General features: G+C 61.8%; 30 protein-coding genes and 1 tRNA gene. 23 read left to right on the top strand and 8 right to left on the bottom strand.

The annotated features are described in order from the left end of the window. The first annotated feature begins 76 nt into the window (after positions 1 to 76). Positions 77 to 274: a hypothetical protein gene (locus tag JVX91_RS29065; protein WP_240201667.1), complete on the top strand. Its 198-nt coding sequence runs from the start codon at positions 77 to 79 to the stop codon at positions 272 to 274. Positions 275 to 278: 4 nt separating this feature from the next. Here the strand turns inward: JVX91_RS29065 and JVX91_RS26255 are convergent, their stop codons facing one another. Further along, the gene (locus JVX91_RS26255) at positions 279 to 674 is read right to left on the bottom strand and encodes a hypothetical protein (protein WP_205336966.1); all 396 of its coding nucleotides are present in this window, start codon (positions 672 to 674) and stop codon (positions 279 to 281) included. 185 nt (positions 675 to 859) lie between these two features. Beyond that, positions 860 to 2,269 carry a PilZ domain-containing protein gene (locus tag JVX91_RS26250; protein ID WP_205336965.1) on the bottom strand — a complete coding sequence of 470 codons (1,410 nt, stop codon included), beginning with the start codon at positions 2,267 to 2,269 and terminating at the stop codon, positions 860 to 862. 30 nt (positions 2,270 to 2,299) lie between these two features. Here JVX91_RS26250 and JVX91_RS26245 point away from each other — a divergent pair, with 30 nt between their 5' ends. Continuing rightward, entirely contained in the window at positions 2,300 to 2,770 is a 471-nt protein-coding gene (locus tag JVX91_RS26245) for a TlpA disulfide reductase family protein (protein WP_205336964.1), read from the top strand. Further along, on the top strand, positions 2,771 to 3,046 hold the full coding sequence (locus tag JVX91_RS26240) for an acylphosphatase (RefSeq protein ID WP_205336963.1): 276 nt from the start codon (positions 2,771 to 2,773) through the stop codon (positions 3,044 to 3,046). A gap of 3 nt (positions 3,047 to 3,049) precedes the next feature. Here JVX91_RS26240 and JVX91_RS26235 read toward each other — a convergent pair whose 3' ends face one another. Both JVX91_RS26235 and JVX91_RS26230 read right to left on the bottom strand, forming a co-directional pair. Beyond that, positions 3,050 to 4,006: a hypothetical protein gene (locus tag JVX91_RS26235; RefSeq protein WP_205336962.1), complete on the bottom strand. Its 957-nt coding sequence runs from the start codon at positions 4,004 to 4,006 to the stop codon at positions 3,050 to 3,052. An 8-nt stretch (positions 4,007 to 4,014) separates the two neighbouring features. After that, positions 4,015 to 5,730, bottom strand: coding sequence for a proline--tRNA ligase (locus JVX91_RS26230; protein ID WP_205336961.1), 1,716 nt, complete (start codon positions 5,728 to 5,730; stop codon positions 4,015 to 4,017). A gap of 111 nt (positions 5,731 to 5,841) precedes the next feature. Here JVX91_RS26230 and JVX91_RS26225 point away from each other — a divergent pair, with 111 nt between their 5' ends. Then, a complete protein-coding gene (locus JVX91_RS26225; RefSeq protein ID WP_205340107.1) occupies positions 5,842 to 6,249 on the top strand; it encodes a PaaI family thioesterase in 408 nt (135 codons plus the stop codon). 85 nt (positions 6,250 to 6,334) lie between these two features. On the opposite strand, the gene JVX91_RS26220 is transcribed toward JVX91_RS26225, so the two are convergent. After that, the gene (locus JVX91_RS26220) at positions 6,335 to 7,699 is read right to left on the bottom strand and encodes an OprD family porin (protein ID WP_205336960.1); all 1,365 of its coding nucleotides are present in this window, start codon (positions 7,697 to 7,699) and stop codon (positions 6,335 to 6,337) included. A 709-nt stretch (positions 7,700 to 8,408) separates the two neighbouring features. Here JVX91_RS26220 and JVX91_RS26215 point away from each other — a divergent pair. Both JVX91_RS26215 and JVX91_RS26210 read left to right on the top strand, forming a co-directional pair. Continuing rightward, a complete protein-coding gene (locus JVX91_RS26215; protein ID WP_205336959.1) occupies positions 8,409 to 8,834 on the top strand; it encodes an HIT domain-containing protein in 426 nt (141 codons plus the stop codon). A 3-nt stretch (positions 8,835 to 8,837) separates the two neighbouring features. Then, entirely contained in the window at positions 8,838 to 9,044 is a 207-nt protein-coding gene (locus JVX91_RS26210) for a SlyX family protein (RefSeq protein ID WP_205336958.1), read from the top strand. 56 nt (positions 9,045 to 9,100) lie between these two features. On the opposite strand, the gene JVX91_RS29160 is transcribed toward JVX91_RS26210, so the two are convergent. After that, complete coding sequence (locus JVX91_RS29160; protein ID WP_205336957.1) at positions 9,101 to 9,697, bottom strand: cold-shock protein; 597 nt, start codon at positions 9,695 to 9,697, stop codon at positions 9,101 to 9,103. A 208-nt stretch (positions 9,698 to 9,905) separates the two neighbouring features. After that, positions 9,906 to 10,376: a Dps family protein gene (locus JVX91_RS26200; protein ID WP_205336956.1), complete on the bottom strand. Its 471-nt coding sequence runs from the start codon at positions 10,374 to 10,376 to the stop codon at positions 9,906 to 9,908. A gap of 243 nt (positions 10,377 to 10,619) precedes the next feature. On the opposite strand from JVX91_RS26200, the gene JVX91_RS26195 reads away from it, so the two are divergent. From JVX91_RS26195 to ybgF, 13 genes are all read left to right on the top strand, one after another. Next, a complete protein-coding gene (locus tag JVX91_RS26195; RefSeq protein ID WP_015478285.1) occupies positions 10,620 to 10,889 on the top strand; it encodes an FmdB family zinc ribbon protein in 270 nt (89 codons plus the stop codon). A 43-nt stretch (positions 10,890 to 10,932) separates the two neighbouring features. Further along, entirely contained in the window at positions 10,933 to 12,711 is a 1,779-nt protein-coding gene (aspS, locus tag JVX91_RS26190) for an aspartate--tRNA ligase (RefSeq protein WP_205336955.1), read from the top strand. 72 nt (positions 12,712 to 12,783) lie between these two features. After that, complete coding sequence (locus JVX91_RS26185; RefSeq protein WP_205336954.1) at positions 12,784 to 13,530, top strand: YebC/PmpR family DNA-binding transcriptional regulator; 747 nt, start codon at positions 12,784 to 12,786, stop codon at positions 13,528 to 13,530. A 114-nt stretch (positions 13,531 to 13,644) separates the two neighbouring features. After that, the gene (gene ruvC, locus JVX91_RS26180; RefSeq protein ID WP_205336953.1) at positions 13,645 to 14,169 is read left to right on the top strand and encodes a crossover junction endodeoxyribonuclease RuvC; all 525 of its coding nucleotides are present in this window, start codon (positions 13,645 to 13,647) and stop codon (positions 14,167 to 14,169) included. A 34-nt stretch (positions 14,170 to 14,203) separates the two neighbouring features. Continuing rightward, positions 14,204 to 14,809, top strand: a complete 606-nt coding sequence (ruvA, locus tag JVX91_RS26175) for a Holliday junction branch migration protein RuvA (protein ID WP_205336952.1) — start codon at positions 14,204 to 14,206, stop codon at positions 14,807 to 14,809. Between the two features lie 10 nt (positions 14,810 to 14,819). After that, the gene (ruvB, locus tag JVX91_RS26170) at positions 14,820 to 15,878 is read left to right on the top strand and encodes a Holliday junction branch migration DNA helicase RuvB (RefSeq protein ID WP_205340106.1); all 1,059 of its coding nucleotides are present in this window, start codon (positions 14,820 to 14,822) and stop codon (positions 15,876 to 15,878) included. A 52-nt stretch (positions 15,879 to 15,930) separates the two neighbouring features. Further along, positions 15,931 to 16,377 (top strand): tol-pal system-associated acyl-CoA thioesterase, encoded by a 447-nt coding sequence (gene ybgC / locus JVX91_RS26165; RefSeq protein WP_192430549.1) that lies wholly within the window; start codon positions 15,931 to 15,933, stop codon positions 16,375 to 16,377. A 1-nt stretch (position 16,378) separates the two neighbouring features. Beyond that, positions 16,379 to 17,074, top strand: coding sequence for a protein TolQ (gene tolQ, locus JVX91_RS26160; protein WP_045210353.1), 696 nt, complete (start codon positions 16,379 to 16,381; stop codon positions 17,072 to 17,074). A gap of 23 nt (positions 17,075 to 17,097) precedes the next feature. After that, entirely contained in the window at positions 17,098 to 17,562 is a 465-nt protein-coding gene (gene tolR / locus JVX91_RS26155; protein WP_024763368.1) for a protein TolR, read from the top strand. Beyond that, positions 17,559 to 18,614 (top strand): cell envelope integrity protein TolA, encoded by a 1,056-nt coding sequence (gene tolA, locus JVX91_RS26150; RefSeq protein ID WP_205336951.1) that lies wholly within the window; start codon positions 17,559 to 17,561, stop codon positions 18,612 to 18,614. Before tolR ends, tolA begins: the two co-directional genes overlap by 4 nt. Then, positions 18,611 to 19,909: a Tol-Pal system beta propeller repeat protein TolB gene (tolB, locus tag JVX91_RS26145; protein ID WP_205336950.1), complete on the top strand. Its 1,299-nt coding sequence runs from the start codon at positions 18,611 to 18,613 to the stop codon at positions 19,907 to 19,909. Before tolA ends, tolB begins: the two co-directional genes overlap by 4 nt. A gap of 52 nt (positions 19,910 to 19,961) precedes the next feature. Further along, positions 19,962 to 20,468, top strand: coding sequence for a peptidoglycan-associated lipoprotein Pal (gene pal, locus JVX91_RS26140; protein ID WP_017522099.1), 507 nt, complete (start codon positions 19,962 to 19,964; stop codon positions 20,466 to 20,468). Positions 20,469 to 20,474: 6 nt separating this feature from the next. Then, positions 20,475 to 21,317, top strand: a complete 843-nt coding sequence (gene ybgF / locus JVX91_RS26135; protein WP_205336949.1) for a tol-pal system protein YbgF — start codon at positions 20,475 to 20,477, stop codon at positions 21,315 to 21,317. Positions 21,318 to 21,392: 75 nt separating this feature from the next. On the opposite strand, the gene JVX91_RS26130 is transcribed toward ybgF, so the two are convergent. Further along, on the bottom strand, positions 21,393 to 21,596 hold the full coding sequence (locus JVX91_RS26130; protein WP_205336948.1) for a DUF1508 domain-containing protein: 204 nt from the start codon (positions 21,594 to 21,596) through the stop codon (positions 21,393 to 21,395). Positions 21,597 to 21,918: 322 nt separating this feature from the next. On the opposite strand from JVX91_RS26130, the gene queE reads away from it, so the two are divergent. The 4 genes from queE (at position 21,919) to nadA (ending at position 24,631) form a co-directional block, all read left to right on the top strand. After that, the gene (gene queE, locus JVX91_RS26125) at positions 21,919 to 22,566 is read left to right on the top strand and encodes a 7-carboxy-7-deazaguanine synthase QueE (protein WP_205336947.1); all 648 of its coding nucleotides are present in this window, start codon (positions 21,919 to 21,921) and stop codon (positions 22,564 to 22,566) included. Between the two features lie 38 nt (positions 22,567 to 22,604). After that, positions 22,605 to 23,279, top strand: a complete 675-nt coding sequence (gene queC, locus JVX91_RS26120; protein ID WP_205340105.1) for a 7-cyano-7-deazaguanine synthase QueC — start codon at positions 22,605 to 22,607, stop codon at positions 23,277 to 23,279. Between the two features lie 59 nt (positions 23,280 to 23,338). Next, positions 23,339 to 23,414: transfer RNA gene (locus JVX91_RS26115), tRNA-Lys, on the top strand. A gap of 158 nt (positions 23,415 to 23,572) precedes the next feature. After that, positions 23,573 to 24,631, top strand: a complete 1,059-nt coding sequence (gene nadA, locus JVX91_RS26110) for a quinolinate synthase NadA (RefSeq protein WP_205336946.1) — start codon at positions 23,573 to 23,575, stop codon at positions 24,629 to 24,631. Positions 24,632 to 24,660 lie beyond the last annotated feature (29 nt).

Below are 24,660 nucleotides of genomic sequence, written 5' to 3'. Positions count from 1 at the left end.
ATTGGCATGCTTCTGGCTACAGGGGAAACAGGACATAGATGTCCTCCAGAAGTTCCCCTCAAGGCCAGTGCATTCCATGAAAAAAGACCAGAACAACGTAGTACACCTGCATCAGCGTGACCCGATGAGTGCTCTGGAGCGGTTGAATAGAATCACTGGTCTGCAATTCAGCAGCTGGCCCGAGTCACTGCTGCCCTCCGCGGCGCAGGAACTGGCGGAGCCCGTTGCTACTGCGCAAGCTGACGCTGCGGCCCCGGTACGTCAGCTGGGCTGATCCCTCAAAGGCTGGTCACCAGCGGCCGGGCGCTGCTGGGTTGCTGTTCCACCGCCTGCATGAATACCTCTTCAGCGATGACGCGCGACAGCGCGATCGCTGAGCGCACCTTGATCTGCGCATCCTCGATCCGCTGGCTGAACGGTAGCCGCGCGATGCCCGACAGCAGGATGCGACTCTGGCCATTCACCGTGCCGTGATCAATGACGACTTCCCGCGTGCGTTCACCGTCGCGATAACTGACGAGCAGCGTCACCGGTAACTCCGCTACCCCCGGCAAGTGCAGCCAGACCGCCACGTTGTAGTCGGCGAGACGTCCTCCATTGGCCGCATTGGCCGGCCGTGCGCTGGCGACAATATGGCTGGGAACCTTACTGACGAGCTGGTCTGTGGGCTGCATCTGGCTGTCCTGTCGATGAAGGGCGGCGTACGTGGCGCCTGCCGCGTTCTGAAGGCGGTGATCTGATTAGCGTGCGAGATTCGTCCCGAAAGTCAGAACGAACGTTCGAATTATACGGGCGCTCCCTCAGAGCAATCCGGGCCTATTGCCGATCTTGCCTGTGACTCCTCTCCCAAATTTGCTAATCAGGCGAGGCGCAAGGGATGGCGCGCCACCAGTGGGGTACTGAGATTGGCGGCGGGTAGCGGCAGGATCGTCTGATTGTCGAAACTGGCCAGTTGCAGCCAGAGATTTTCGCCTTCGACGAACTGGCCGTGGGCGACCCACAGGCCGTGATACCAGCCATTGCCGGGCTCGGGCGTGCTTTGCAGTACGCCGGGGTGACGCTGTGCGTCCGGCGCGCGGCGGAGCCATACGGGTCGGGGTAGGCCCTTGAGATAGCGAAGTCCCAGATGAAGGCCATCGCTGTTGAGATGCCGCCAGCGCACCACGGCAAGGGTCGGGGTGCCGCCATTACTCGGGATGAGCAATAGTTGGCCGACGGGGAAACTGCCTGCCTGTTGGCCAGGGCAGAGAATTCGCGCCCCGCCAGCGCTGGCATCCATCAAGGCGGCATCGAGGCAGGGTTGGGCGCTGCTGTCGAGCAGGTGGCGCTGGATGGCGGGCAAGCCGACGACCACGCGGCAACTGCCGCTCTGTTCGGCGCGCTCATGGCGCCGAGGCTGATGGCCGAGCCAGTGATGGCGAACGCGCTCCAGCAGCACGCCCTGGTCCAGCCGGCGCAAGGGCGCGGGATCGTGCAGGGCGATGAGCAGGGCGCCCAGTTCCAGGCGACGCAGTTGTTCGGACGGCGCGTTGCTGGCCTGCTCGACGGCCAGGCAGGGTTGGTCCGAGCCGAGGTCAACCACGAAGCCATCCTGTTCTTCATCGTCCCAGGGCAATAGCCGGCCGAGCGCCGCCAAGGGAGCTAGCGCACTGAACAATTGCGGTGCTTCGCCTTCGGTGAGATGAAACGGATTGCTCAGCGCCAGCAGGAGTACCTGCTGGTATAGCCCGCGCAGGGTGCCCGCGGGAACGGGATCGAAAGCCGCGGCCACTGGTTCGTCGAGGCACTCCTGGTGTTCGCCGATCCAATAGAGCAGATGGCTGTCGCGCCACAGGCTTCCGGGCGGCTGCTGATACTGCTGGTAATGGCGCAGCAGCGCCTGGGCGAGAAAATGCTGGGCCATGTACAGGCACCAGGCCATGTGCGGTCGCGATGGCTTGTGTCCATGCAGGATCTGCAGGAGCAGGCGCTTGAAGCCGGCCGCCAGCTCGCCGCAGAAGTGAACGAAGAGCGCCGGCGGCACCTTCTCCAGACGGATCAGTCGTTCGTAATGACGATATTCTTCGCTCAGGCTTTGCAGGGCGCGCTGCCTTTCCAGTAAGGTCAGCGCGCATCGGTTGAGGCGGAACAGCGTGCCGAGAGCCTTCTGCAATCCTTCCTGCAGCGGTTGGCGACGCGATTCCAGGAGCCCGGCCGCCAGGTTGCTCATTGCCTCGGCATCCTCTTCGAGAATGTCCGGCACCTCCAGGCGCAAGGCATCGAGCATCATGACCACCCCGCATACACGAGGACTGAAGGCATGGGAGTGCGGCTCCGTATTGTAATGGGCTTGATGGCCGGCCTGATCCTGGCCGGCTGCTCGGCGGACTATGGCACCGATCAGCATGGACGGAAAGTACCCGCTGCGAGCATGGATGGCCAGTGGCTAGTTATTAATTACTGGGCCGAGTGGTGCGCGCCGTGTCGCAAGGAAATCCCGGAGCTGAACCAGCTTGCCAAAACCGGGGAAGTGCAGCGCTTTCGGGTGGTTGGCGTGAACTTCGATGGCCTGCGCGATGCCGACCTGGCAAAGGCCTCCCAAGCGCTGGGTGTGGAATACACCGTGCTGGCCGATGATCCGGCGCCGCGCTACAGCCTGCCGCGCAGCGAAGCGCTGCCTGTCACCTATATCGTCGATCCTGACGGCAAGATGCGCGAGCAACTGCTGGGCGAACAGACCGCCGCCGGCTTGCAGGCGCGCCTGACTGCGCTACGGGAGGAGAAACACTGAATGGCCAGAATCTGTCTGCACGGCTACGTCAGCGGCAAGGTGCAGGGCGTCTTTTATCGACAGAGCACCCAGGAGCAGGCGGATCGCCTGGAGATCGACGGCTGGGTGCGCAATCTCGACGACGGTCGGGTGGAGCTGCTGATCGAGGGCGAGGAAGATGCGGTGCGCGAGCTGGAGAAGTGGCTGGCTCGCGGTCCGGTGAAGGCGAAGGTTGCGGCGGTTGAACTGCAGCCGATGACGCCCCAGGGCATCACCGGCTTCATCGTTCGCCGCTGAGCGTCAATTGCTGGCGCCGGGGTCCGCTGCCAGGCGACCGGCGTCGGTCATCAGGCTGTGGAGAAACTCCTTCTGCAGCTCCGGATCGTTGCGGGTCAGCTCGATCAGGCTCTGCTCCAGTTCGCTGGCTTCCTCTTCCAGGCCGAGGTCGGAGAGGCGCTTCACCCGATGCACCCAGTGGTGCACATCGTCGCCTTCGAGGTCGTCATAGATCAACGCGTGGGCTTCCTGCAGCTTGCCGCGCAGGGAGCGGCTGACCAAGAGGCTGGCGTCGGCGCGAGTGTCGTCGGACGGGTCCTGGACGCTGAACTGCAGACGGCCGATACGGCTGACTTCGTCATCACTGAAAGGGCCTTCCAGTAGATTCAGACGCAGCACGCCATGGCGGTCAGTGAGCAGTTCCTGGGAGTTCTTGCCGGCGGTGACAGTCACCGGGCGCTCCGACCAGGGCAGGCTGGAGTACTCGGTGCGCTTGTCGCGCTGGCGTTCGTCGATCGCTGCCAGGTTCTGCTCGGCGCGGCCGTTGGACTGGACGTTCATGAACGGGTTCATGCCGTCGATGCCATAGCGGATCCAGCCGCGGGTGACGCTTTCCGGCAGGTTGCCGAGGGCGAACACGTTGACCACGTTGGCACCGATGCCGGCGACGAAGGCCACGACGCCCAGCGGCATTTCGTAGCTTTTGCGCCAGCCCTGGTACGGCGTATAGCGGTCGTAGCGGCGGGTGACTTCGAATTCGGTGACTTCGAAGGTCTTCTGTTCCTGCACGCGAATTCGGCGCTGCGGCAGTTCCAGCGTGCCTGGGGTGCCTACGTCGATCTGCAAGCTGTGGTCGAGCAACTTACGCTCGACGCGCTCTTCGTGCTCGCTGCGTTGCGGCAGCTGGTTAGCGCAGCCGCTCAGCAGGAGGCTGCCGCACAGGGCGGCAGCCACGAGGCTGGAGGTACTTCGGGTGAACATTGCTCTGCTCAGTTGCGGATCTTGGCCGTGATAAAGGCTTGCAGGTCGGACAGGGCGACGGGCTGCGACTCGGCGTCACGGCGACCTTTGTACTCCAGGGTGCCTTCGTCCAGGCCACGCTCGCTGACGACGATGCGGTGCGGGATGCCGATCAGTTCCATGTCGGCGAATTTCACGCCGGGGCTGGTCTTCTTGTCGCGGTCGTCCAGCAGGACTTCGAAGCCGGCCGCGGTGAGGTCGGCGTAGAGCTTGTCGGCGGCGGCGCGCACGGCTTCGTTCTCGTACTTCATCGGCACGATGGCGATCTGGAAGGGCGCCAGGGCGGCCGGCCAGAGGATGCCGCGGTCGTCGTAGTTCTGCTCGATAGCGGCGGCGACCACGCGGGATACGCCGATGCCGTAGCAGCCCATGATCAGGGTGACCGGCTTGCCGCTCTCGCCCAGTACGGAAAGCTTCATGGCTTCGCTGTACTTGGTGCCGAGCTGGAAGATGTGGCCCACTTCAATGCCGCGACGGATGATCAGGGTGCCTTTGCCATCCGGGCTCGGGTCGCCTTCCACGACGTTACGCAGGTCGGCGACTTCCGGTACCGGCAGGTCGCGTTCCCAGTTCACGCCGAAGTAGTGCTTGTCGTCGACGTTGGCGCCGGCGGCGAAGTCGCTCATCAGGGCGACGGAGCGGTCGATTATGCAGGGCAGCGGCAGGTTCAGCGGGCCGAGGGAGCCGGGCGCGGCGCCGATGGCGGCCTTGATGTCCGCTTCGCTGGCCATCTGCAGGGGGCTGGCCACCAGCGGGTGGTTACCGGCCTTGATCTCGTTGAGCTCATGGTCGCCCCGGACGATCAGGGCGATCAGCTTGCCTTCCTCGGCGGCATGCACGACGAGGGTCTTGATGGTCTTCTCGATCGGCAGGCCGAACTTCTCTACCAGGGCGGCGATGGTCTTGGTGTCGGGGGTATCGACCAGGCGCAGCTCTTCGCTGGCCGTGCCACGAGCGGTTTCGCGGGGCAGGGCTTCAGCTTTCTCGATGTTGGCGGCGTAGTCGGTGGATTCGCCGAAGACGATATCGTCTTCGCCGGAGCCGGCCAGCACGTGGAATTCGTGGGAGCCGCTACCGCCGATGGAGCCGTTGTCGGCCTGCACGGCGCGGAAGTCCAGGCCGAGGCGGGTGAAGATCTTGCTGTACGCGCCGTACATGACGTCGTAGGTCGCCTGCAGCGAGTCCTGGCTGGCGTGGAAGGAGTAGGCGTCCTTCATGATGAACTCGCGGCCACGCATCAGGCCGAAGCGCGGACGGATCTCGTCACGGAACTTGGTCTGGATCTGATACATGTTGATCGGCAGCTGCTTGTAGCTGTTCAGCTCGTTGCGCGCGAGATCGGTGATGACTTCTTCGTGGGTCGGGCCAACGCAGAAGTCGCGGTCATGGCGGTCCTTCAGGCGCAGCAGCTCGGGGCCGTACTGCTGCCAGCGGCCGGATTCCTGCCACAGCTCGGCGGGCTGGATGGCCGGCATCAGCACTTCCAGGGCGCCAGCGGCGTTCATCTCTTCGCGAACGATGGTCTCCACCTTGCGCAGTACCCGCAGTCCCATTGGCAGCCAGGTGTAGAGGCCGGACGCCAGTTTGCGGATCATGCCGGCGCGCAGCATCAGCTGGTGGCTGATCACGACCGCATCGGAAGGGGTTTCTTTCAGGGTGGACAGCAGGTACTGACTGGTACGCATCTTTGGCCGTTTTGTCGGTTGCGAAGGGGAATATAGGCTGGGCATTGTACGGTGCAGGTCTGGCTGCGTACAGGGCGCGGCGGGCGGAGACGGAGGAGTGGCGTGAGTCGTTTGAATGCAGCACAGGTACAGGCGTTCATCCGCGCGGGATTGCCCATGGCGGACGACATGGATCTGCGTATCGACGCACTGGAAGGGCGCAGCGCCTTCGTGCGGGTGCCTTTTCATGGTCGGATGGTTCGCCCGGGCGGCACGGTATCCGGGCCGACCATCATGGCGCTGGCGGATGCGGCGATGTACGCGGTGATCCTGGCACAGCTGGATAACGTCGAAATGGCCGTTACTTCCAATCTCAATATCAACTTTCTCAGCAAGCCGAGGCCGGAAGACCTGTTGGCGGAGGCGAAGATACTGAAGCTTGGACGCCGGCAAGTGGTTTGCGAGGTTGCTGTCTACTCGGTCAGCAATCCGCAGGAGTTGGTCGCCCATGTAACGGGAACCTATGTATTGCCGGTGTAACAGATACGTTCGAAGTTGTAGGTAAGTTGCAATAAAAAAGCCCGGCCGGAGCCGGGCTTTTTAATTACCTGCAGTTCGCTCTGTATTACAGAACGGACAGCGGGTAGTCGACGATCAGACGGAACTCGTCGATATCACCTTCAGCCTGGTCGGTGTTGCCACGGTGCCAGGACTGACGAACGCGGAAGGACAGGTCCTTCGCAGCGCCTTCCTGTACAACGTACTTGGCTTCCAGGTTGGTTTCGTGGTGTTTGCCATCCGGGCCGTAGCCGTAGGCAGCGTACGGGCTGTCGGCGTCGATCTTGGTGCCGTCGATGTCCTTACCGTTGATGTAACGGCCCATGAAGGTCAGGCCAGGTACGCCGTACTCTTTCATGTTCAGGTCGTAACGAGCCTGCCAGGATTTTTCACCCGGACCGTTGAAGTCAGAGTACTGAACGGAGTTGGCGAGGAAGATCGAGTCGCCACCCTTGTTGTTGTCACCCACGCCGATGTAGTCGAACGGAGTGTTTCCGTTCACTTTCTGGAAGGCCAGGGTGAAGGTGTGGGCGCTCAGGGTGTACGCAGCAGCCAGCGAGAAGGTGTTGTTGCTGATGTCGCCAGCATTCGCCTTGCCTTCGTCGGAGGTGCGGTAGTAGTTGAAGTCGAAGCCCAGCGACTGATCGTCGGCGATCGGCAGGGTGTAGTTCAGGTTGACGTAGTACTGGTTCCAGATGTCTTCCAGCTTGGCGCCATACAGGGAAGCGCTGAAGCTGTCGGAGAACGCGTACTTGCCGCCAACGAAGTCGGCAGTCTTGGCGGTTACGCCAGCGTAGTTGGCCCACAGTTCACCATCGCGAGCGTCGGCGTTCTGGCTGGTAGCGGAGTAGTAGTGGCCGCCTTCGACGTCCAGACCTTGGATCTCGCTGCTCATGATGGCCAGGCCGCTAGCGGTCTGCGGGAGCAGGCGGGTGCCGCCAACGGCGAACACCGGAGCGGTCGGTTGCATGTCACCGGCTTTCAGCTCGGTCTTTGAGACGCGAACTTTGACTGCGCCGCCGGCTTTGCCGAAGGAGTCTTCCGGAGTGCCATCGCTGCTGATGGCAAGGTTTTCGGTACCGGTACGGCCGCGGCCGGAATCAAGTTTCAGGCCCAGGTAGCCGAATGCGTCGACGCCGAAGCCTACGGTGCCCTGGGTGAAGCCCGAGCTGTAGTTGCCCCAGAAGCCTTGGGTCCATTCTTCGCGATAGCCGTTCTTGTAACCGCTGGCCTTGGATGCATCGGCAACGTTACCGCCGCCATTGCGTTGATCGCGATTGAAGTAGTAGTTGCGAACCAGGAAGTTCAGGCTGCTGTCTTCGACAAAGCCTTTGGATTCAGCCTGATTACCTACGAAGGGTTCGGCCATTGCCAGTTGCGTGGTGCCTGCAGAAACCGCCAGGGCGATGGCGCTCCACTTCATCACTTTCATTGTGATTGCTCCTTTGGTTTTGAAATTATCTGCCATCACAGTGCCGCGGTGACGGCTCATTCTTTTTGTCGGCGCTAACTTATAGCACGCGTGTTCAGTTGGCGATAGTTGGCCAAATAATCACGCAAAAACTTTACGGGACTGTCGCAAACCTGCATGACGTATGTCGCATTCACGCAGTTCCGATGTTGCAAAAAGAGGTTCCCCTGTTTGCTGCATTGTTGCGTCAGTCGGTGTGGTTCTGTACTTCCATGGACCACTTCATTATTCCGCCGCTGTCGCGCCCACTTCTTGAGATGGTGGCCGTCGGAGCGATGTCCTCGTCTCTAGCAACATCCGTGCACAAACGCTTCGGAGTGCCGTTCACAGTGTCCGTCTTTCGACGTGTCGACGCATTTCACGGCTTCTGTTGAGGATTTGCAACATGGACGCGCGCCAATGTCGTTTTCTGGCATCTCGCATTTTCTGCTGTTTAATCGATTTTTCAGCGTGGATGGCGGCGATTGGCGTGCGAATTACTGCACGCACCTGCTGTCGGGATATGCCAATTCGCGTCATGCCCCATCCTGGGGCGACACCGTGGCGCGGCTGCGCTGCCAAGGGGCGCTCGTCAGGCGTATGCCTTCTTGTGCCTCTCTAGTATTCTTCGCGCCCTTCGGCTCCGTCGTGGGGCTAGGCTAAAACAAGCTCGTCGAACAGGAGAGGTCATATGTTCGCACTCGATTCCCGTCTCCAGCAGGACTGCGTATTAGTGGGGGATTTTCCCCTGAGCAGTTTGTTGTTGATGAACGATTCGCAGTACCCCTGGTTCATCCTGGTGCCGCGTCGCGAGGATGTCAGTGAAATTTTCCAGCTCGACGCTGATGACCAGCGGCAGTTGTGGCACGAGGCCACGCAATTGGCCGAAATCCTCAAGGACACCTTCGACGCCGACAAGATGAATGTGGCCAACCTGGGGAATGTCGTCAGCCAGTTGCACGTGCACGTGATCGTGCGAAAGATCGACGATGCGGCTTGGCCCGGTCCGGTCTGGGGAAAGCATCCGGCGGTTCCCTACAATGAAGAACAGCTGGGCCGGGTTCGCGAGAAGCTGCGCATGGCGCTGGGCGATGGTTTTCGTTTCAGCCAGGAGTAGGTGATGGATCTGGAAAATCGGGTTGCGGACCTGGAGAGCCGGCTGGCTTTCCAGGATGACGCGCTGCAGACCTTGAGCGATGTGGTCTACGAGCAGGAGCGAGTGATCGAGCGTCTGCGTATGCAGATGCAGGCGTTGCTCAAGCGCCTTGAGGACCTGCAGGGGCAGGTCGGTGTTGCCGACGATGATGCTCCGCCTCCGCACTATTGAGTGTCGGAGCATGAAAAAGCCCGCCAATTGGCGGGCTTTTTCATGGGGTAGATATATCAGCGCCGGTTGGGCAGTGCGGCGATGACGTCTTCCGCCTGCAGCCCCTTGTCGCGTTGCACCACGGAGAACTCAACCCGCTGGCCCTCGATCAGGATGCGGTGGCCTTCTCCACGAATGGCTCGGAAGTGGACGAAGATGTCTTCTCCCGAGTCGCGGGAAATGAATCCGAATCCCTTGGAGGTATTGAACCACTTCACGGTGCCAGTCTCGCGATTCTCGTCGACGAAAGTATCGCTCGTCGCAGTGACGTAGGGCTTGCCGCGGCCGGCCAGCCATTGCAGAACGACTGCGCCAGCGAGGCTCAGTAGCGGCAGCACGATCGCGGGCTGTTCGCCGATGAAAGGCAGTGGTGCGAGCAGAATCAGCACTTGCAGGACAACGGCCAGGACAAACAGGGCGGTGGCCAGGCTCTGCAGGGCAGACGGATGCTTCAGGTTGGTGCTCGGGGCGAGCAGGAGGCTGGTCAGGCCGAGCAGTGCCAGGTAGATGGCATCGCTCTGTTGCAGGTAAGGCAGGGCATCACTACGCAAACTGGGGACGAAAGACAGCAGGAGTGCGGCGACGCCCGTCACGAGATGGACGATCTTAAGCATGGCTACGGATTCACCTTGAGCGGGTAACGAAGAAGTAGCCGTCCGCCGATGCGACGCCGAATGAATAAATGAAAGCGTGCTGGACGGCCTATGCAGGAAATGCACGGCGGTTATTTAACAGCAAACCACTTGCCTTCACAAATCAACCGCTTAGGCCATTCGTAGGGGGAAGCCCACTCGCCAGTGGGCTTCCTTATATAAGGAGGGATCAGTCGTCGAGCAGGCTGCGAAGCATCCAGGCGGTCTTTTCGTGCACCTGCATGCGCTGGGTCAGCAGATCCGCGGTGGGTTCGTCGGCAACCTTGTCTGCCAGCGGGAAGATGCTCCGGGCGGTGCGCACCACTGCTTCCTGGCCTTGCACCAGCAGGCGAATCATCGCCTTGGCGTCCGGCACGCCTTCCTCCTCCTTGATGGACGACAGGCGAGCGTATGCGGCATAGGTGCCCGGCGCCGGGAAGCCGAGAGCGCGGATGCGTTCGGCGATGCTGTCCACGGCCAGCGCCAGTTCGGTGTACTGCCCTTCGAACATCAGGTGCAGCGTATTGAACATCGGTCCGGTGACGTTCCAGTGGAAGTTGTGGGTTTTCAGATAGAGGGTGTAAGTGTCGGCCAGTAGTCGGGAAAGGCCCTCGGCGATGGCGGCGCGGTCCTGTTCGGCGATTCCGATGTTGATTTCCATGGCGATCTCCTCATCGTTGGCATGGCGATTCAAAGGGTTGAAATTGAGGCTACCACTGAGGATGGTGCGAAGCTCTTGGTCTATATCAAGATAATCGATTGAGGATTTCTATTAAAAGATTGCGCGCTTGTACCGCCATTCCGGTCGCTGCCACCCGGCTGCAACCTGCGGATTTTTCAGGCTATAATCGGCCTCTTTGCCGCGGGATGCGGACCCGTGGCGTCGATACAGCCAAGGTGTTCCATGCCGATTTACGAGTACCAGTGCCAGTCCTGCGCGCATCAGCTGGAATCGCTGCAGAAGATCAGCGATGCGCCGTTGGTCGATTGTCCGGCCTGCAAGGCTCCCGAATTGAAGAAGATGTTGTCGGCTCCAGGCTTCCGTCTGGGCGGCAGCGGTTGGTACGAAACCGACTTCAAGACCGGAGCGAAGAAGAACCTGGCCTCCGGCGATGCCCCAGCGGCCTGTCCGGCCACCGGTTGCGGTGGTGGCGGCTGCTCCGCCAGCGAATGAGCGGTTCCCTAGAATTCAAGACTTTCGAGAAGCGAAACACACCATGATGCGCAGCCACTATTGCGGCCAGTTGAACGAGAGCCTGGACGGCCAGGTAGTCACTCTTTGCGGTTGGGTACACCGTCGCCGCGACCACGGCGGGGTGATCTTCCTCGACGTGCGTGATCGCGAGGGCCTGGCCCAGGTCGTATTCGACCCGGATCGCGTCGAGACCTTCGCCAAGGCTGACCGTGTGCGCAGCGAGTACGTGGTGAAGATCACCGGCAAGGTGCGTCTGCGTCCTGAAGGTGCTCGCAACTCGAACATGGCTTCCGGCGCCATCGAAGTGCTGGGTCACGAGCTGGAAGTGCTGAACCAGGCCGAAACCCCGCCGTTCCCGTTGGACGAATACTCCGACGTAGGTGAAGAAACCCGCCTGCGCTACCGCTTCATCGACCTGCGCCGCCCAGAAATGGCCGCCAAGCTGAAGCTGCGTGCGCGCATCACCAGCAGCATCCGTCGTTACCTGGATGACAACGGCTTCCTCGACGTGGAAACCCCGATCCTCGGTCGTCCGACTCCGGAAGGTGCGCGTGACTACCTGGTGCCGAGCCGCACCTACCCGGGCCACTTCTTCGCCCTGCCGCAGTCGCCGCAGCTGTTCAAGCAGCTGCTGATGGTGGCCGGCTTCGACCGTTACTACCAGATCGCCAAGTGCTTCCGCGACGAAGACCTGCGTGCCGACCGCCAGCCGGAGTTCACCCAGATCGACATCGAGACCAGCTTCCTCGAAGAAAGCGACATCATCGAGATCACAGAGAAGATGGTGCGCCAGCTGTTCAAGGAAGTGCTGAACGTCGAGTTCGACGAATTCCCGCACATGCCGTTCGAAGAGGCCATGCGCCGCTACGGTTCGGACAAGCCTGACCTGCGTATTCCGCTGGAACTGGTCGACGTGGCCGATCAGCTGAAGGATGTCGAGTTCAAGGTCTTCTCCGGCCCGGCCAACGATCCGAAGGGCCGCGTTGCCGCCCTGCGCGTTCCCGGCGGTGCGAGCATGCCGCGCAAGCAGATCGACGACTACACCAAGTTCGTCGGCATCTACGGCGCCAAGGGCCTGGCCTACATCAAGGTCAACGAGCGCGCCAAGGGCGTGGAAGGCCTGCAGTCGCCGATCGTGAAGAACATCGCCGAGCCGAACCTGAACGAGATCCTCGATCGCGTCGGTGCGGTCGATGGCGACATCGTGTTCTTCGGCGCCGATAAGGCCAAGATCGTCTGCGACGCCCTGGGCGCGCTGCGCATCAAGGTCGGCCATGACCTCAACCTGCTCACCAAGGAGTGGGCGCCGATGTGGGTCGTGGACTTCCCGATGTTCGAAGAGAACGACGATGGCAGCCTGACCTCCCTGCACCACCCGTTCACCGCGCCCAAGTGCAGCCCGGAAGAGCTGGAAGCCAATCCGGCCAACCAGCTGTCCCGTGCCTACGACATGGTGCTCAACGGCACCGAGCTGGGCGGCGGTTCCATCCGTATCCACGACAAGTCCATGCAGCAGGCGGTATTCCGCGTGCTGGGCATCGACGACGCGGAGCAGGAAGAGAAGTTCGGCTTCCTGCTGGACGCCCTGAAGTACGGCGCACCGCCGCACGGTGGCCTGGCCTTCGGCCTGGACCGTCTGGTGATGCTGATGACCGGCGCGGCGTCGATCCGCGAAGTCATCGCCTTCCCGAAAACCCAGAGCGCCGGCGACGTCATGACCCAGGCTCCGGGCACCGTGGACGGCAAGGCGCTGCGCGAGCTGCACATCCGCCTGCGCGAGCAGCAGAAGGCCGCCGAGTAAGTCGATTCAGATTGCAGCGGCGCCCGCATTCGGGCGCCGGCTGCGAAGAAAACAAGTGATACGGAGTGAGTTATGGCTGGTCATTCCAAATGGGCCAACATCAAGCACCGCAAGGAACGTCAGGACGCCAAGAAGGGCAAGATCTTCACCAAGCTCATTCGTGAGCTGACGGTCGCTGCCAAGCAGGGCGGCGGGATCCCGGCGGACAACCCGCGTCTGCGCCTAGCCGTGGACAAGGCGCTGACCGCCAACATGACCCGCGACACCATCGACCGCGCCATCCAGCGCGGCGTGGGCTCCAGCGAAGCGGACAACATGGCCGAGCTGACCTACGAAGGCTACGCGCCCAGCGGCGTGGCGATCATCGTCGAAGCCATGACCGACAACCGCAACCGCACCGCGGCCGAAGTGCGCCATGCCTTCAGCAAGTGCGGCGGTAACCTGGGTACCGATGGCTCGGTGGCCTACATGTTCGAGCGCAAGGGGCAGATCAGCTATGCGCCGGGCGTGAACGAAGAGGCCCTGATGGATGCCGCGCTGGAAGCTGGCGCCGACGATGTAGTGGTCAACGACGACGGTTCCATCGACGTCTTCACCACCTTCGCCGATTTCATCTCGGTCAACGAAGCGCTGACCGAAGCGGGCTTCAAGGGCGAGGATGCGGAGATCACCATGATCCCGTCGACCGTGGCGACCCTGGACCTGGACACCGCGCAGAAGGTCATCAAGCTGATCGACATGCTCGAAGACCTGGACGACGTGCAGAACGTCTACTCCAATGCGGATATCCCGGACGAGGTGATGGCTCAGCTGGGCTGATCCCACCCACCGGCGATGCTCTGAAGCCGGAAGCGGGAGTGGTCGTAAGCGGCGCCTCCCGCTTCCGGTTTTTGTTATTTGAAGTGCGCGTGGCAGAAGGTTGATCGGACGGACATGACCCTGATTCTCGGCATCGACCCAGGTTCACGGATTACCGGCTTCGGCGTGGTGCGTGACACCGGCCGTGGTTGCGAATACGTGGCTTCGGGCTGCATCCGCACCGGTAATGGCGAGCTGTTCGAGCGCCTGCAGATCGTCTTCCGTGGTGTGCGCGAGGTCATCCAGACCTACCGGCCGACCATGATGGGCATCGAGCAGGTGTTCATGGCGCGCAATGCCGACTCGGCGTTGAAGCTGGGGCAGGCGCGCGGCGCGGCGATAGTCGCGGCGGCGGAAGAGGGGTTGCAGATCGCCGAGTACACCGCCAGCCAGGTCAAGCAGGCTATTGCCGGCACTGGTGGCGCGGACAAGCAGCAAGTCCAGATGATGGTCATGCACCTGCTCAAGCTGGTGCAGAAACCGCAGATCGATGCCTCCGACGCCTTGGCCATCGCCCTGTGCCACGCACACACCCGGCAGAGCCTGGTGCCGCATGGCCTGGTCGGGGCTCGTCGTCGTGGCGGGCGCCTGCGCCTGTGATATCCGGACAAACTTTCTTCAAGGACTCTGACTCGTGATTGGACGCTTGCGTGGCACCCTGGCGGAAAAGCAGCCGCCGCACCTCATCGTCGACGTGAATGGCGTGGGCTATGAGCTGGAAGTACCGATGACCACGCTGTACCGTTTGCCGAGCCTGGGTGAGCCGGTAACCCTGCACACCCATCTGGTGGTGCGCGAGGATGCTCATCTGCTCTACGGCTTCGCCGAGAAGCGCGAGCGTGAGCTGTTCCGCGAGCTGATCCGTCTCAATGGCGTAGGGCCGAAGCTGGCACTGGCATTGATGTCGGGGCTGGAAGTGGATGAGCTGGTGCGTTGTGTGCAGGCGCAGGATACTTCCACCCTGGTGAAGATCCCGGGCGTTGGCAAGAAAACCGCAGAGCGCTTGCTTGTTGAGCTGAAGGATCGCTTCAAGGCGTGGGAGAATATTCCCTCCATCGCACCGTTGGTGGTGGAACCCAGGCTGGTTGGCGCAGTCTCAAGCGCCGAGTCCGATGCGGTCAGTGCGCTGATCGCCCTGGGCTTCAAACCCCAGGAGGCGAGCCGCGCCGTGGCCGCCGTGCAGGAGGAAGGCTTGTCCAGCGAAGAACTCATCCGCCGTTCCCTCAAGGGTATGGTCTAGGTAGATATTGATGATCGAAGCCGATCGCCTGATTTCCTCAGCCTCCAGTCGCGACCGCGAAGAGCAGTTCGACCGCGCCATCCGCCCGCTCAAGCTGGCGGACTACGTCGGTCAGCCGGTGGTGCGCGAGCAGATGGAGCTGTTCATCCAGGCGGCCCGCGGGCGCCAGGAAGCCCTCGATCACACGCTGATCTTTGGCCCGCCCGGCCTGGGCAAGACCACTCTGGCAAACATCATCGCCCAGGAGATGGGTGTCTCGATCAAGAGCACCTCCGGCCCGGTGCTCGAACGGCCCGGCGACCTGGCGGCAATATTGACCAATCTCGAACCGAACGACGTGCTGTTCGTGGACGAGATCCATCGCCTGTCGCCCATCGTCGAAGAAGTGCTGTATCCAGCCATGGAAGATTTCCAGCTGGACATCATGATCGGTGAAGGGCCGGCGGCGCGCTCCATCAAGCTCGACCTGCCACCCTTCACCCTGGTTGGCGCGACGACGCGCGCCGGCATGCTGACCAATCCGCTGCGTGACCGCTTCGGTATCGTGCAGCGTCTTGAGTTCTACGGTGTGGACGACCTGTCCAGCATCGTTGCCCGTTCGGCGGGCATCCTGGGGCTGGAGATCGAGCCGGCGGGGGCTTATGAAATCGCCCGGCGCGCGCGGGGTACGCCGCGGATCGCCAACCGCCTGCTGCGCCGGGTGCGGGACTTTGCCGAGGTGCGTGGCACCGGTCATATCAGCCGCGACATCGCCGACAAGGCGCTGAACCTGCTGGACGTGGATGAAAGAGGCTTCGATCACCAGGATCGCCGCCTGTTGCTGACCATGATCGACAAGTTCGACGGTGGTCCGGTGGGCATCGATAACCTCGCCGCGGCCATCAGCGAAGAAAGACACACGATTGAAGATGTGCTGGAGCCCTATCTGATCCAGCAAGGCTATATCATGCGCACACCTCGGGGGCGTGTAGTGACCCGGCATGCTTACCTGCATTTCGGCTTGAACGTGCCGAAGCGGATGGGGGAGGCGGCGACACCGGATCTGTTCGCCCCTGAAGATGGTAATTAATTGCATTTGTAGGCGATTGCCGATTGGCAAAGCCAGGACTTGGTTTTAGAGTATGCGCGCGCAACACGGGGGTCAGCCGTTCCAGCAGCGGTATCGGGTCTATTACGAGGACACCGATGCCGGCGGCATCGTCTACTACGTCAACTACCTCAAGTTCATGGAGCGGGCTCGTACCGAGCGGCTGCGTGACCTGGGCTTTGCCCAGTCGCAGCTGGCGGGGGAGAACCTGCTTTTCGTCGTTCATTCGGCCGAGGCGCGCTATCACGCGCCGGCCCGCCTGGACGACGAGCTGCTCGTCAGCGCCGAAGTGGAGGAGTTGAACCGTGCGAGCCTGAAGTTTCGTCAACAGGTTCGACGGGCGTCGGATTCGACCTTGCTCTGCGAGGGGCGATTCCTGGTGGCGTGCGTGCGGGCGGACAACCTGAAACCCCGCGCTATCCCAGATGTGTTGCGTGCGGCATTTGCCGGCAGTCCGGACACCCTTTCAGCAGGAGATTAACGTGGAACCGAACGTCGTCGACCATACTTCCATGTGGAGCTTGATCAGTAACGCCAGCGTCGTGGTACAGCTGGTGATGCTGACCCTGGTGGCCGCATCGGTCACTTCCTGGATCATGATTTTCCAGCGCAGCAACATGATGCGCTCGGCGAAGAAGGCCCTGGAAACCTTCGAGGAGCGCTTCTGGTCGGGTATCGACCTGTCCAAGCTCTATCGTCAGGCGGGCAGCAACCCCGATCCGGATTCGGGGGTCGAGCAGATCTTCCGCGCCGGCTTCAAGGAATTCTCCCGTCTGCGCCAGCAGGCCGGCGTTGACCCGGATGCAGTGATGGAAGGCGTCTCTCGCGCCATGCGCGTCGCCATTTCCCGTGAGGAAGAGAAGCTGGAAACCAGCCTGCCGTTCCTCGCCACCGTTGGTTCCACCAGCCCGTACATCGGCCTGTTCGGCACCGTCTGGGGCATCATGAACTCCTTCCGTGGCCTGGCCACCGTGCAGCAGGCCACTCTCGCCACCGTAGCACCGGGTATCGCCGAAGCGCTGATCGCCACCGCCATCGGCCTGTTCGCGGCCATCCCCGCTGTCATCGCCTACAACCGTTTCGCCGCTCGCTCGGAAATGCTCATCGGCCGTTACTACACCTTCGCCGACGAGTTCCAGGCCATCCTGCACCGCAAAGTGCACACCAGCGACGATTGAAGACGACCAAGAGGTAAGCCGTCATGGCAAGAGTTCGTCACAAGCGCAAGCCGGTCGCCGAAATGAACGTGGTGCCCTACATCGACGTGATGTTGGTGTTGCTCGTCATTTTCATGGTGACCGCTCCGATGCTGAACCAGGGGGTCAAGGTCGACCTGCCCAAGGTGTCCAGTGAGGCGCTGCCGCAGGATAACGATTCCCGCGTGCTCACCATCTCCATCAAGGCCGACAAGACCTACTACTGGAACATGGGCTCGGAAGTGGACCCGGATCAGGGCAAGGGCAGCCAGACTGCCGTGGACCTCGATCAACTGGTCAACGCCGCCACCGGCATCATGGCCGAGAACAGCCGCCAGGGTAAGAAAGTCCAGGTCTTCGTCCGTGGGGACAAGGCAGTCGACTATGGCTCGGTCATGGCCGTCATGGGCGGTCTGCAGAAAGCCGGAGTCGGCAACGTCGGTCTGATTACCGAGGCACCAGGTAGTTGATGCACCAGCTCGAGCGCTCTCAATCGGAAGGCTACTTCTGGCCAACGGTCCTGGCCGTGGCCCTGCATGTCCTGATCTTCGCCATGCTGTTCGTCAGCTGGGCCAGCACGCCTGAATTGCCGCCTTCGCGGCCGATCGTCCAGGCGACCCTGTACCAGCTGAAGTCCAAGAGCCAGGCGACCCAGCAGACCAACCAGAAGATAGCCGGCGAGGCCAAGAAAACTTCGGCCAAGCAATACGAGCAGGAGCAGCTCGAGCAGAAGAAGGCTGAGCAGCAGGCATTGGCTGCTGCGAAAGCCGAGGAACAAAAGAAGGCCGATGCGGCTCAAAAGGCTGCAGATGCAGCCGAGAAAGCTGCGGAAGCCAAGAAGGCAGACGACGCCAAGAAGGCGGCCGATGCCGCCGCGGCCGCCAAGAAAGCGGCTGAGGCCAAGGCTGCCGAGCAGAAGCAGCAGGCGGATATCGCCAAGAAGAAAGCCGAGGAAGAGGCCAAGAAAGAGGCCGCTGAAGAGGCGAAGAAGAAAGCTGCCGAGGACGCCAAGAAGAAGGCCGCCGAGGACGCGAAGAAAAAAGCCGCCGCGGATGAAGCCAAGAAGAAGGCTGCCGCGGTCGAGGCTGCGAAGAAGAAGGCTGCCGCGTCAGCCGCTGCCGCAGCTCGCAAGGCCACGGAAGACAAGAAGGCCCAGGCCCTGGCCGATCTGCTGTCTAACGACACGCAACGGCAACAGGCCCTGGCCGACGAGCAAGGTAACGAGGTGGCGGGCAACTTTGATGATCTGATCATCAGCCTGGTTAGCCAGCAGTGGAGCCGTCCTCCTTCAGCTCGTAACGGAATGAGCGTAGAAGTGCTGATTCAGATGTTGCCGAGCGGCGCCATCACCAGCGTGAGCGTGACTCGCTCCAGTGGTGACAAGCCGTTTGACGATTCGGCGGTGGCGGCGGTCAAAAACGTAGGCCGTATTCCCGAACTGCAAAATCTGGATCGCGCCACTTTCGACAGCCTGTATCGTCAGCGCCGTATGGTCTTCAAACCGGAGGATTTAGATCTGTGAGTACCCTGATTCGCTTCGCGCTCTTCGCCCTGGCCCTGGTGGCTGGCGCAGCGCAGGCCGCCGACCCGCTGGTGATCTCCAGTGGTCGTGACTCGGCCGTCCCTATCGCCGTGGTTCCGTTCGGCTGGCAGGGCGGCAACGTGCTGCCCGAGGACATGTCGAGCATCATCGGCAACGACCTGCGCAACTCCGGTTACTTCGAGCCGATCCCGCGCCAGAACATGATCAGCCAGCCGGCCCAGGCCAGCGAAGTGATCTACCGCGACTGGCAGGCTCTCGGCGCGCAGTACGTGCTGGTGGGTAGCATCGTGCCCAGCGGTGGCCGGCTGCAGATCCAGTACGCGCTGCTCAACGTCGCCACCCAGCAGCAGGTCCTGACCGGCAGCGTGGGCGGCACCACTGACCAACTGCGCGACATGTCGCACTACATCGCCGACCAGTCGTTCGAGAAGCTCACCGGCATCAAGGGGGCGTTCTCCACCAAGCTGCTCTACGTAACTGCAGAGCGCTTCTCGGTCGATAACACCCGCTACACCCTGCAGCGTTCCGACTACGACGGTGCCCGCCCGGTGACCCTGCTGCAGTCGCGTGAGCCGATCCTCTCGCCGCGCTTCTCGCCGGATGGCCGTCGCATCGCCTATGTGTCCTTCGAGCAGAAGCGTCCGCGCATCTTCATGCAGTACGTCGATACTGGTCGCCGCGAGCAGATTTCCAACTTCGAAGGCCTCAACGGCGCCCCGGCCTTCTCGCCGGACGGCAACCGCCTGGCCTTCGTGCTGTCGCGTGACGGCAACCCGGAGATCTACGTGATGGACCTGGGCAGCCGCCAGCTGCGTCGCCTGACCAACAACTCGGCGATCGACACCGAGCCCTTCTGGGGGGCGGATGGCTCGACGCTGTACTTCACGTCGGACCGTGGCGGCAAACCGCAGATCTACAAGATGAACGTGAACTCGGGCGCTACCGACCGCGTGACCTTCATCGGCAACTACAACGCCAACCCGAAACTCTCGGCGGATGAGAAGACCCTGGTCATGGTTCACCGCCAGGACGGTTTCACCAACTTCCAGATCGCGGCGCAGGACCTTCAGCGCGGTAATCTCCGGGTACTTTCCAACACCAACCTGGATGACTCGCCCACTGTTGCGCCAAATGGCACGATGCTAATATATGCCACCCGCCAGCAGGACCGGGGCGTGTTGATGCTCGTGAGCATCAACGGACGTGTTCGGTTACCGCTACCCACCGCTCAAGGCGACGTGCGAGAGCCTTCCTGGTCCCCTTACCTGAACTGACGGTTGCCAACTGTTTCAAACTTATACACTGGGGTTCATTAGGAGTTACATGATGGAAATGCTGAAATTCGGCAAATTTGCCGTTATCGCCCTCGCCATGGCTGTTGCCGTAGGCTGCTCGTCCAAGAAAGGCGATGCTACTGGTGAAGGCGCCAATGGCGGCGTTGATCCGAACGCTGGCTACGGCGCCAACAGCGGTGCCGTTGACGGCTCCCTGAGCGACGAAGCCGCTCTGCGCGCTATCACCACCTTCTACTTCGAGTACGACAGCTCCGACCTGAAGCCGGAAGCCATGCGTGCCCTGGACGTACACGCCAAGGACCTGAAAGGTTCCGGCCAGCGCGTAGTCCTGGAAGGTCACACTGACGAGCGCGGCACCCGCGAGTACAACATGGCTCTGGGCGAGCGTCGTGCCAAGGCCGTTCAACGCTACCTGGTACTGCAGGGCGTTTCCCCGGCTCAGCTGGAACTGGTCTCCTACGGCAAAGAGCGTCCGGTTGCCACTGGCCACGACGAGCAGTCCTGGGCCCAGAACCGTCGCGTTGAACTGAAGAAGTAAGACGTGATGCCGATGCGCCTGCGTTTTCTGACCTTGATCGCATGCGGTTTGCCGCTCATGGCGGCAGCCGCGGTTCCGGTACAGGACGGTAATGGTGGCTATGCCAGCACTCCGCCCTCGGGTTATGGCACCGCAGGCGCTGATGGCGCCTACGCCGGAGGCGGGATGACAACTCCCGTCTCCGGTCAGGCTCAGCTGTTCATGCAGCTGCAGCAGATGCAGGACGAAATGTCCCGTCTGCGCGGCATGCTCGAAGAGCAGCAGAACCAGATCCAGCAGATGAAGCAGGAAAACCAGGAACGTTTCCAGGACATCGACAGCCGCCTTTCCAGCGGTGCCGGTGCAGGAGCGGCTGGTGCTGCCGTTCAACAGACTCCCCCCGTTGCCGGCGCCAGCGCCGGAGCTGCCGCTGGTGCAGGCGTAGCCGCCGCCCAGCAACAACAGCCCGCCGCCAGCAGCGAGCCGGGTGACCCGGCAAAAGAGAAGCTCTACTACGACGCCTCCTTCGACCTGATCAAGGCCAAGGACTTCGACAAGGCGAGTCAGGCCTTCGGCGCCTTCCTGCGCAAGTACCCGAACAGCCAGTACGCTGGCAATGCGCAGTATTGGCTGGGTGAAGTGAACCTCGCCAAGGGTGACCTGCAGGGCGCCGGCCAGGCCTTTGCCCGTGTCAGCCAGAGCTACCCGAGCAGCGCCAAGGTGCCGGATTCGCTATACAAGCTGGCCGACGTCGAGCGACGTCTGGGTAATACCGACAAGGCTCGTGGCATTCTGCAGCAGGTCGTGGCCCAGTATCCGGGCACTTCCGCCGCCCAGCTGTCGCAGCGTGACCTGAAGAATCTCAAGTAAGGTCAGCACCGAACTGAAAAGCCCGCGTATATCGCGGGCTTTTTATTGGGTGGGGAAATGTGTATGGGCTGGTGGCTACTTGTGCAGATGCATGAAGTGCTCGTCACCCTTGACCGGGGCGTTGGCGCCTTTCTGCACCAGGGCGATGGAGTGTTCGCAATCGGCGAGGTGGTGATAGCTCTCCGAGCTTACGGCAATGATCTTCGAGTTTGCGGCCAGGAACCGCCACCGCCACTCGCTCTTGGCATCCTTGTAAACGTGGAAATGTGCAACTGACATACTCGTCTCCTTGATAAGTAGTGCCGTCTGACTGATCGGCAATCCGACGCTATCAGCGCGCGCTGCACGCCGGAACCGGTGTGGAAGGGCTCCGACGTGGATAACTGAAAACGGCGACAGCCCTCTACCGCCAGGCCGAAGCTCGATCTGTCGGCTGGCACGCCTCTTCTCTGGTAGAATCGCCGCCTCTCCCAGGTTCGGTGGCGGTTTCAGCTCGGCTGATGTCTGCACCCGCCGGGGTATGCCGGGGCGCCATGGCGCACCCACGACTCCAACGCAACGGAGGCGGATGGCCTGTATCGCCGTCACGCCCGTGGCTGATATGCAACAGACCCTGCGAATTACCGAGATTTTCTACTCGTTGCAGGGGGAAACGCGCACCGCCGGCTTGCCGACGGTGTTCGTGCGCCTGACTGGCTGCCCCCTGCGCTGCAACTACTGCGATACCGCTTATGCCTTCAGTGGCGGCGAGATCCAGGCCCTCGATGCCATCCTCGCTCGCATTGCCGAGTACCGCCCGCGCTACGTCTGCGTCACGGGCGGCGAGCCGCTGGCCCAGCCGAACTGCATTCCTCTGCTGCAACGTCTCTGCGATGCCGGCTATGAGGTATCGCTGGAAACCAGTGGTGCCTTGGATATCTCCCTCACCGATCGCCGCGTCAGCCGCGTGCTGGATCTCAAGACGCCCGGTTCCGGTGAAGTCTCGCGCAATCGCTACGAGAACATCGGCGAGCTGACGTCCAACGATCAGGTGAAGTTCGTCATCTGCTCCCGCGAGGACTATGACTGGGCGGTATCCAAGCTGATCGAGTATCGCCTGGAGCAACGTGCCGGCGACGTGCTGTTCTCGCCTAGCCACCGTGAGATGGACGCTCGAGCCCTGGCGGACTGGATTGTCAGCGACAACCTGCCGGTGCGCTTGCAATTGCAGCTGCACAAGATTCTCTGGAACGACGAGCCGGGCCACTGAGCGCGGAGGAGACCTGTTTTATGTCCAACAAGAACGCCATGAACGGCAAGAAGGCCGTGATCCTGCTTTCCGGTGGCCTGGACTCCGCGACCGTGGTTGCCATGGCCAAGGCCGAGGGCTACGCCTGCTACACCATGAGCTTCGATTATGGCCAGCGTCACCGCGCAGAGCTGCAGGCCGCCGAGCGTGTGGCGCGCCAACTGGGTGTGGTCGAGCACAAAGTGATCGGCCTGAACCTGAACGGCATCGGCGGCTCGGCCCTGACCGATAGCAGCATCGATGTGCCGGAAGCGCCAAGCGACGGCATTCCGGTGACCTATGTGCCGGCGCGCAATACCGTTTTCCTTTCGCTTGCCCTTGGCTGGGCAGAGGTGCTCGGTGCGCGTGACATCTTCATCGGCGTAAATGCGGTGGACTATTCCGGTTACCCGGATTGTCGCCCCGAATTCGTCGAGGCGTTCGAACGGATGGCGAACCTCGCGACCAAGGCTGGTGTGGAAGGCGAGGGCTTCCGCATCCAAGCGCCGCTGCAGTTTCTTTCAAAGGCACAGATCATCCAGGCTGGCATGGCCCAGAACGTGGATTATGGCCTCACGGTTTCCTGCTATCAGGCTGATGATGACGGCCGTGCGTGCGGTAAATGTGACAGCTGTCGGCTGCGGTCTGAAGGCTTCTTCGCGGCCGGAATCGAAGACCCAACGCGATATTTCTGAAAAAAGTTTTCGCGGGGTGTTGTTTTTGCGTTAGAAATCAGTATTATACGCCTCGCGTTGGGTCGTTAGCTCAGTCGGTAGAGCAGTTGGCTTTTAACCAATTGGTCGTAGGTTCGAATCCTACACGACCCACCAACAAATCCTGTGAAAGCCCCGTGATCGAAAGGTCACGGGGCTTTTGCCATGTGCCGGAAAAAGTCCGCCGTACGGCCATCGCCGTAGCGTCGCGGGGAAGGCGGTGGTGATAAAATCGGCGGCATAATCAGAACCGTGCCTGTTGAGGTTTCCACACGATGACCCAGATTTCCGAACGCCTGCTGGTCCAGGCTCACCTGGCAGCGAAGCAGCCACGGGTGCTGAGCGCGCAGGAAGAGGCCGAGTACCGTGCAGCCATCGCCGCTGAGTTGAAGGCGCAGAATGCTGTGCTCGTCGCGCACTATTACTGTGATCCGGTGATTCAGGCGCTGGCCGAGGAGACCGGTGGCTGCGTCTCCGACTCGCTGGAAATGGCCCGCTTCGGCAACCAGCATGCGGCGCAGACCGTGGTGGTCGCGGGCGTGCGCTTCATGGGCGAGACCGCGAAGATCCTCAATCCGGAAAAGCGCGTGCTGATGCCGACCCTGGAGGCGACCTGTTCGCTGGACCTGGGTTGCCCGGTGGAAGAGTTCTCCGCCTTCTGCGACAAGCATCCCGAGCGCACCGTGGTGGTCTACGCGAACACTTCCGCCGCCGTGAAAGCGCGCGCCGACTGGGTGGTGACCTCCAGTTGCGCCGTGGAAATCGTCGAGCACCTGATGGACAACGGCGAGCCGATCCTCTGGGCACCGGACCAGCATCTGGGCCGCTACATCCAGCGCGAGACCGGTGCCGACATGCTGCTCTGGGACGGTGCCTGCATCGTCCACGAGGAGTTCAAGGCCAAGCAGCTGGAGGATCTCAAGGCGATCTATCCGGATGCCGCCATCCTGGTCCACCCGGAATCGCCGGAAGCCGTGGTCGATCTCGCCGATGCCGTGGGTTCCACCAGCCAGTTGATCAAGGCTGCGCAGACGATGCCGAACAAGCGCTTCATCGTCGCCACCGACCGCGGCATCTTCTACAAGATGCAGCAGTTGTGCCCGGACAAGGAGTTCATCGAGGCGCCCACCGCCGGCAACGGCGCGGCCTGTCGCAGCTGTGCGCACTGCCCGTGGATGGCCATGAATACCCTGGAGCGCACCCTGGCGTGCCTGAAGGAAGGCTCGGGCGAAATCTTCGTCGACCCGGCGCTGATTCCCAAGGCGATCAAGCCGCTCAAGCGCATGCTCGACTTTACCCAGGCGGCGAGGCTGAAGCTGGCGGGTAACGCCTGATCCGATTGCACGAATGAAAAAGCCCGGCA

The organism is Pseudomonas sp. PDNC002, assembly GCF_016919445.1.
In the GTDB taxonomy this organism is placed as follows: Bacteria; Pseudomonadota; Gammaproteobacteria; order Pseudomonadales; family Pseudomonadaceae; genus Pseudomonas.
Note: the sequence above shows the minus strand (reverse complement) of the source record. Positions and strands in the feature narration are given on the sequence as shown.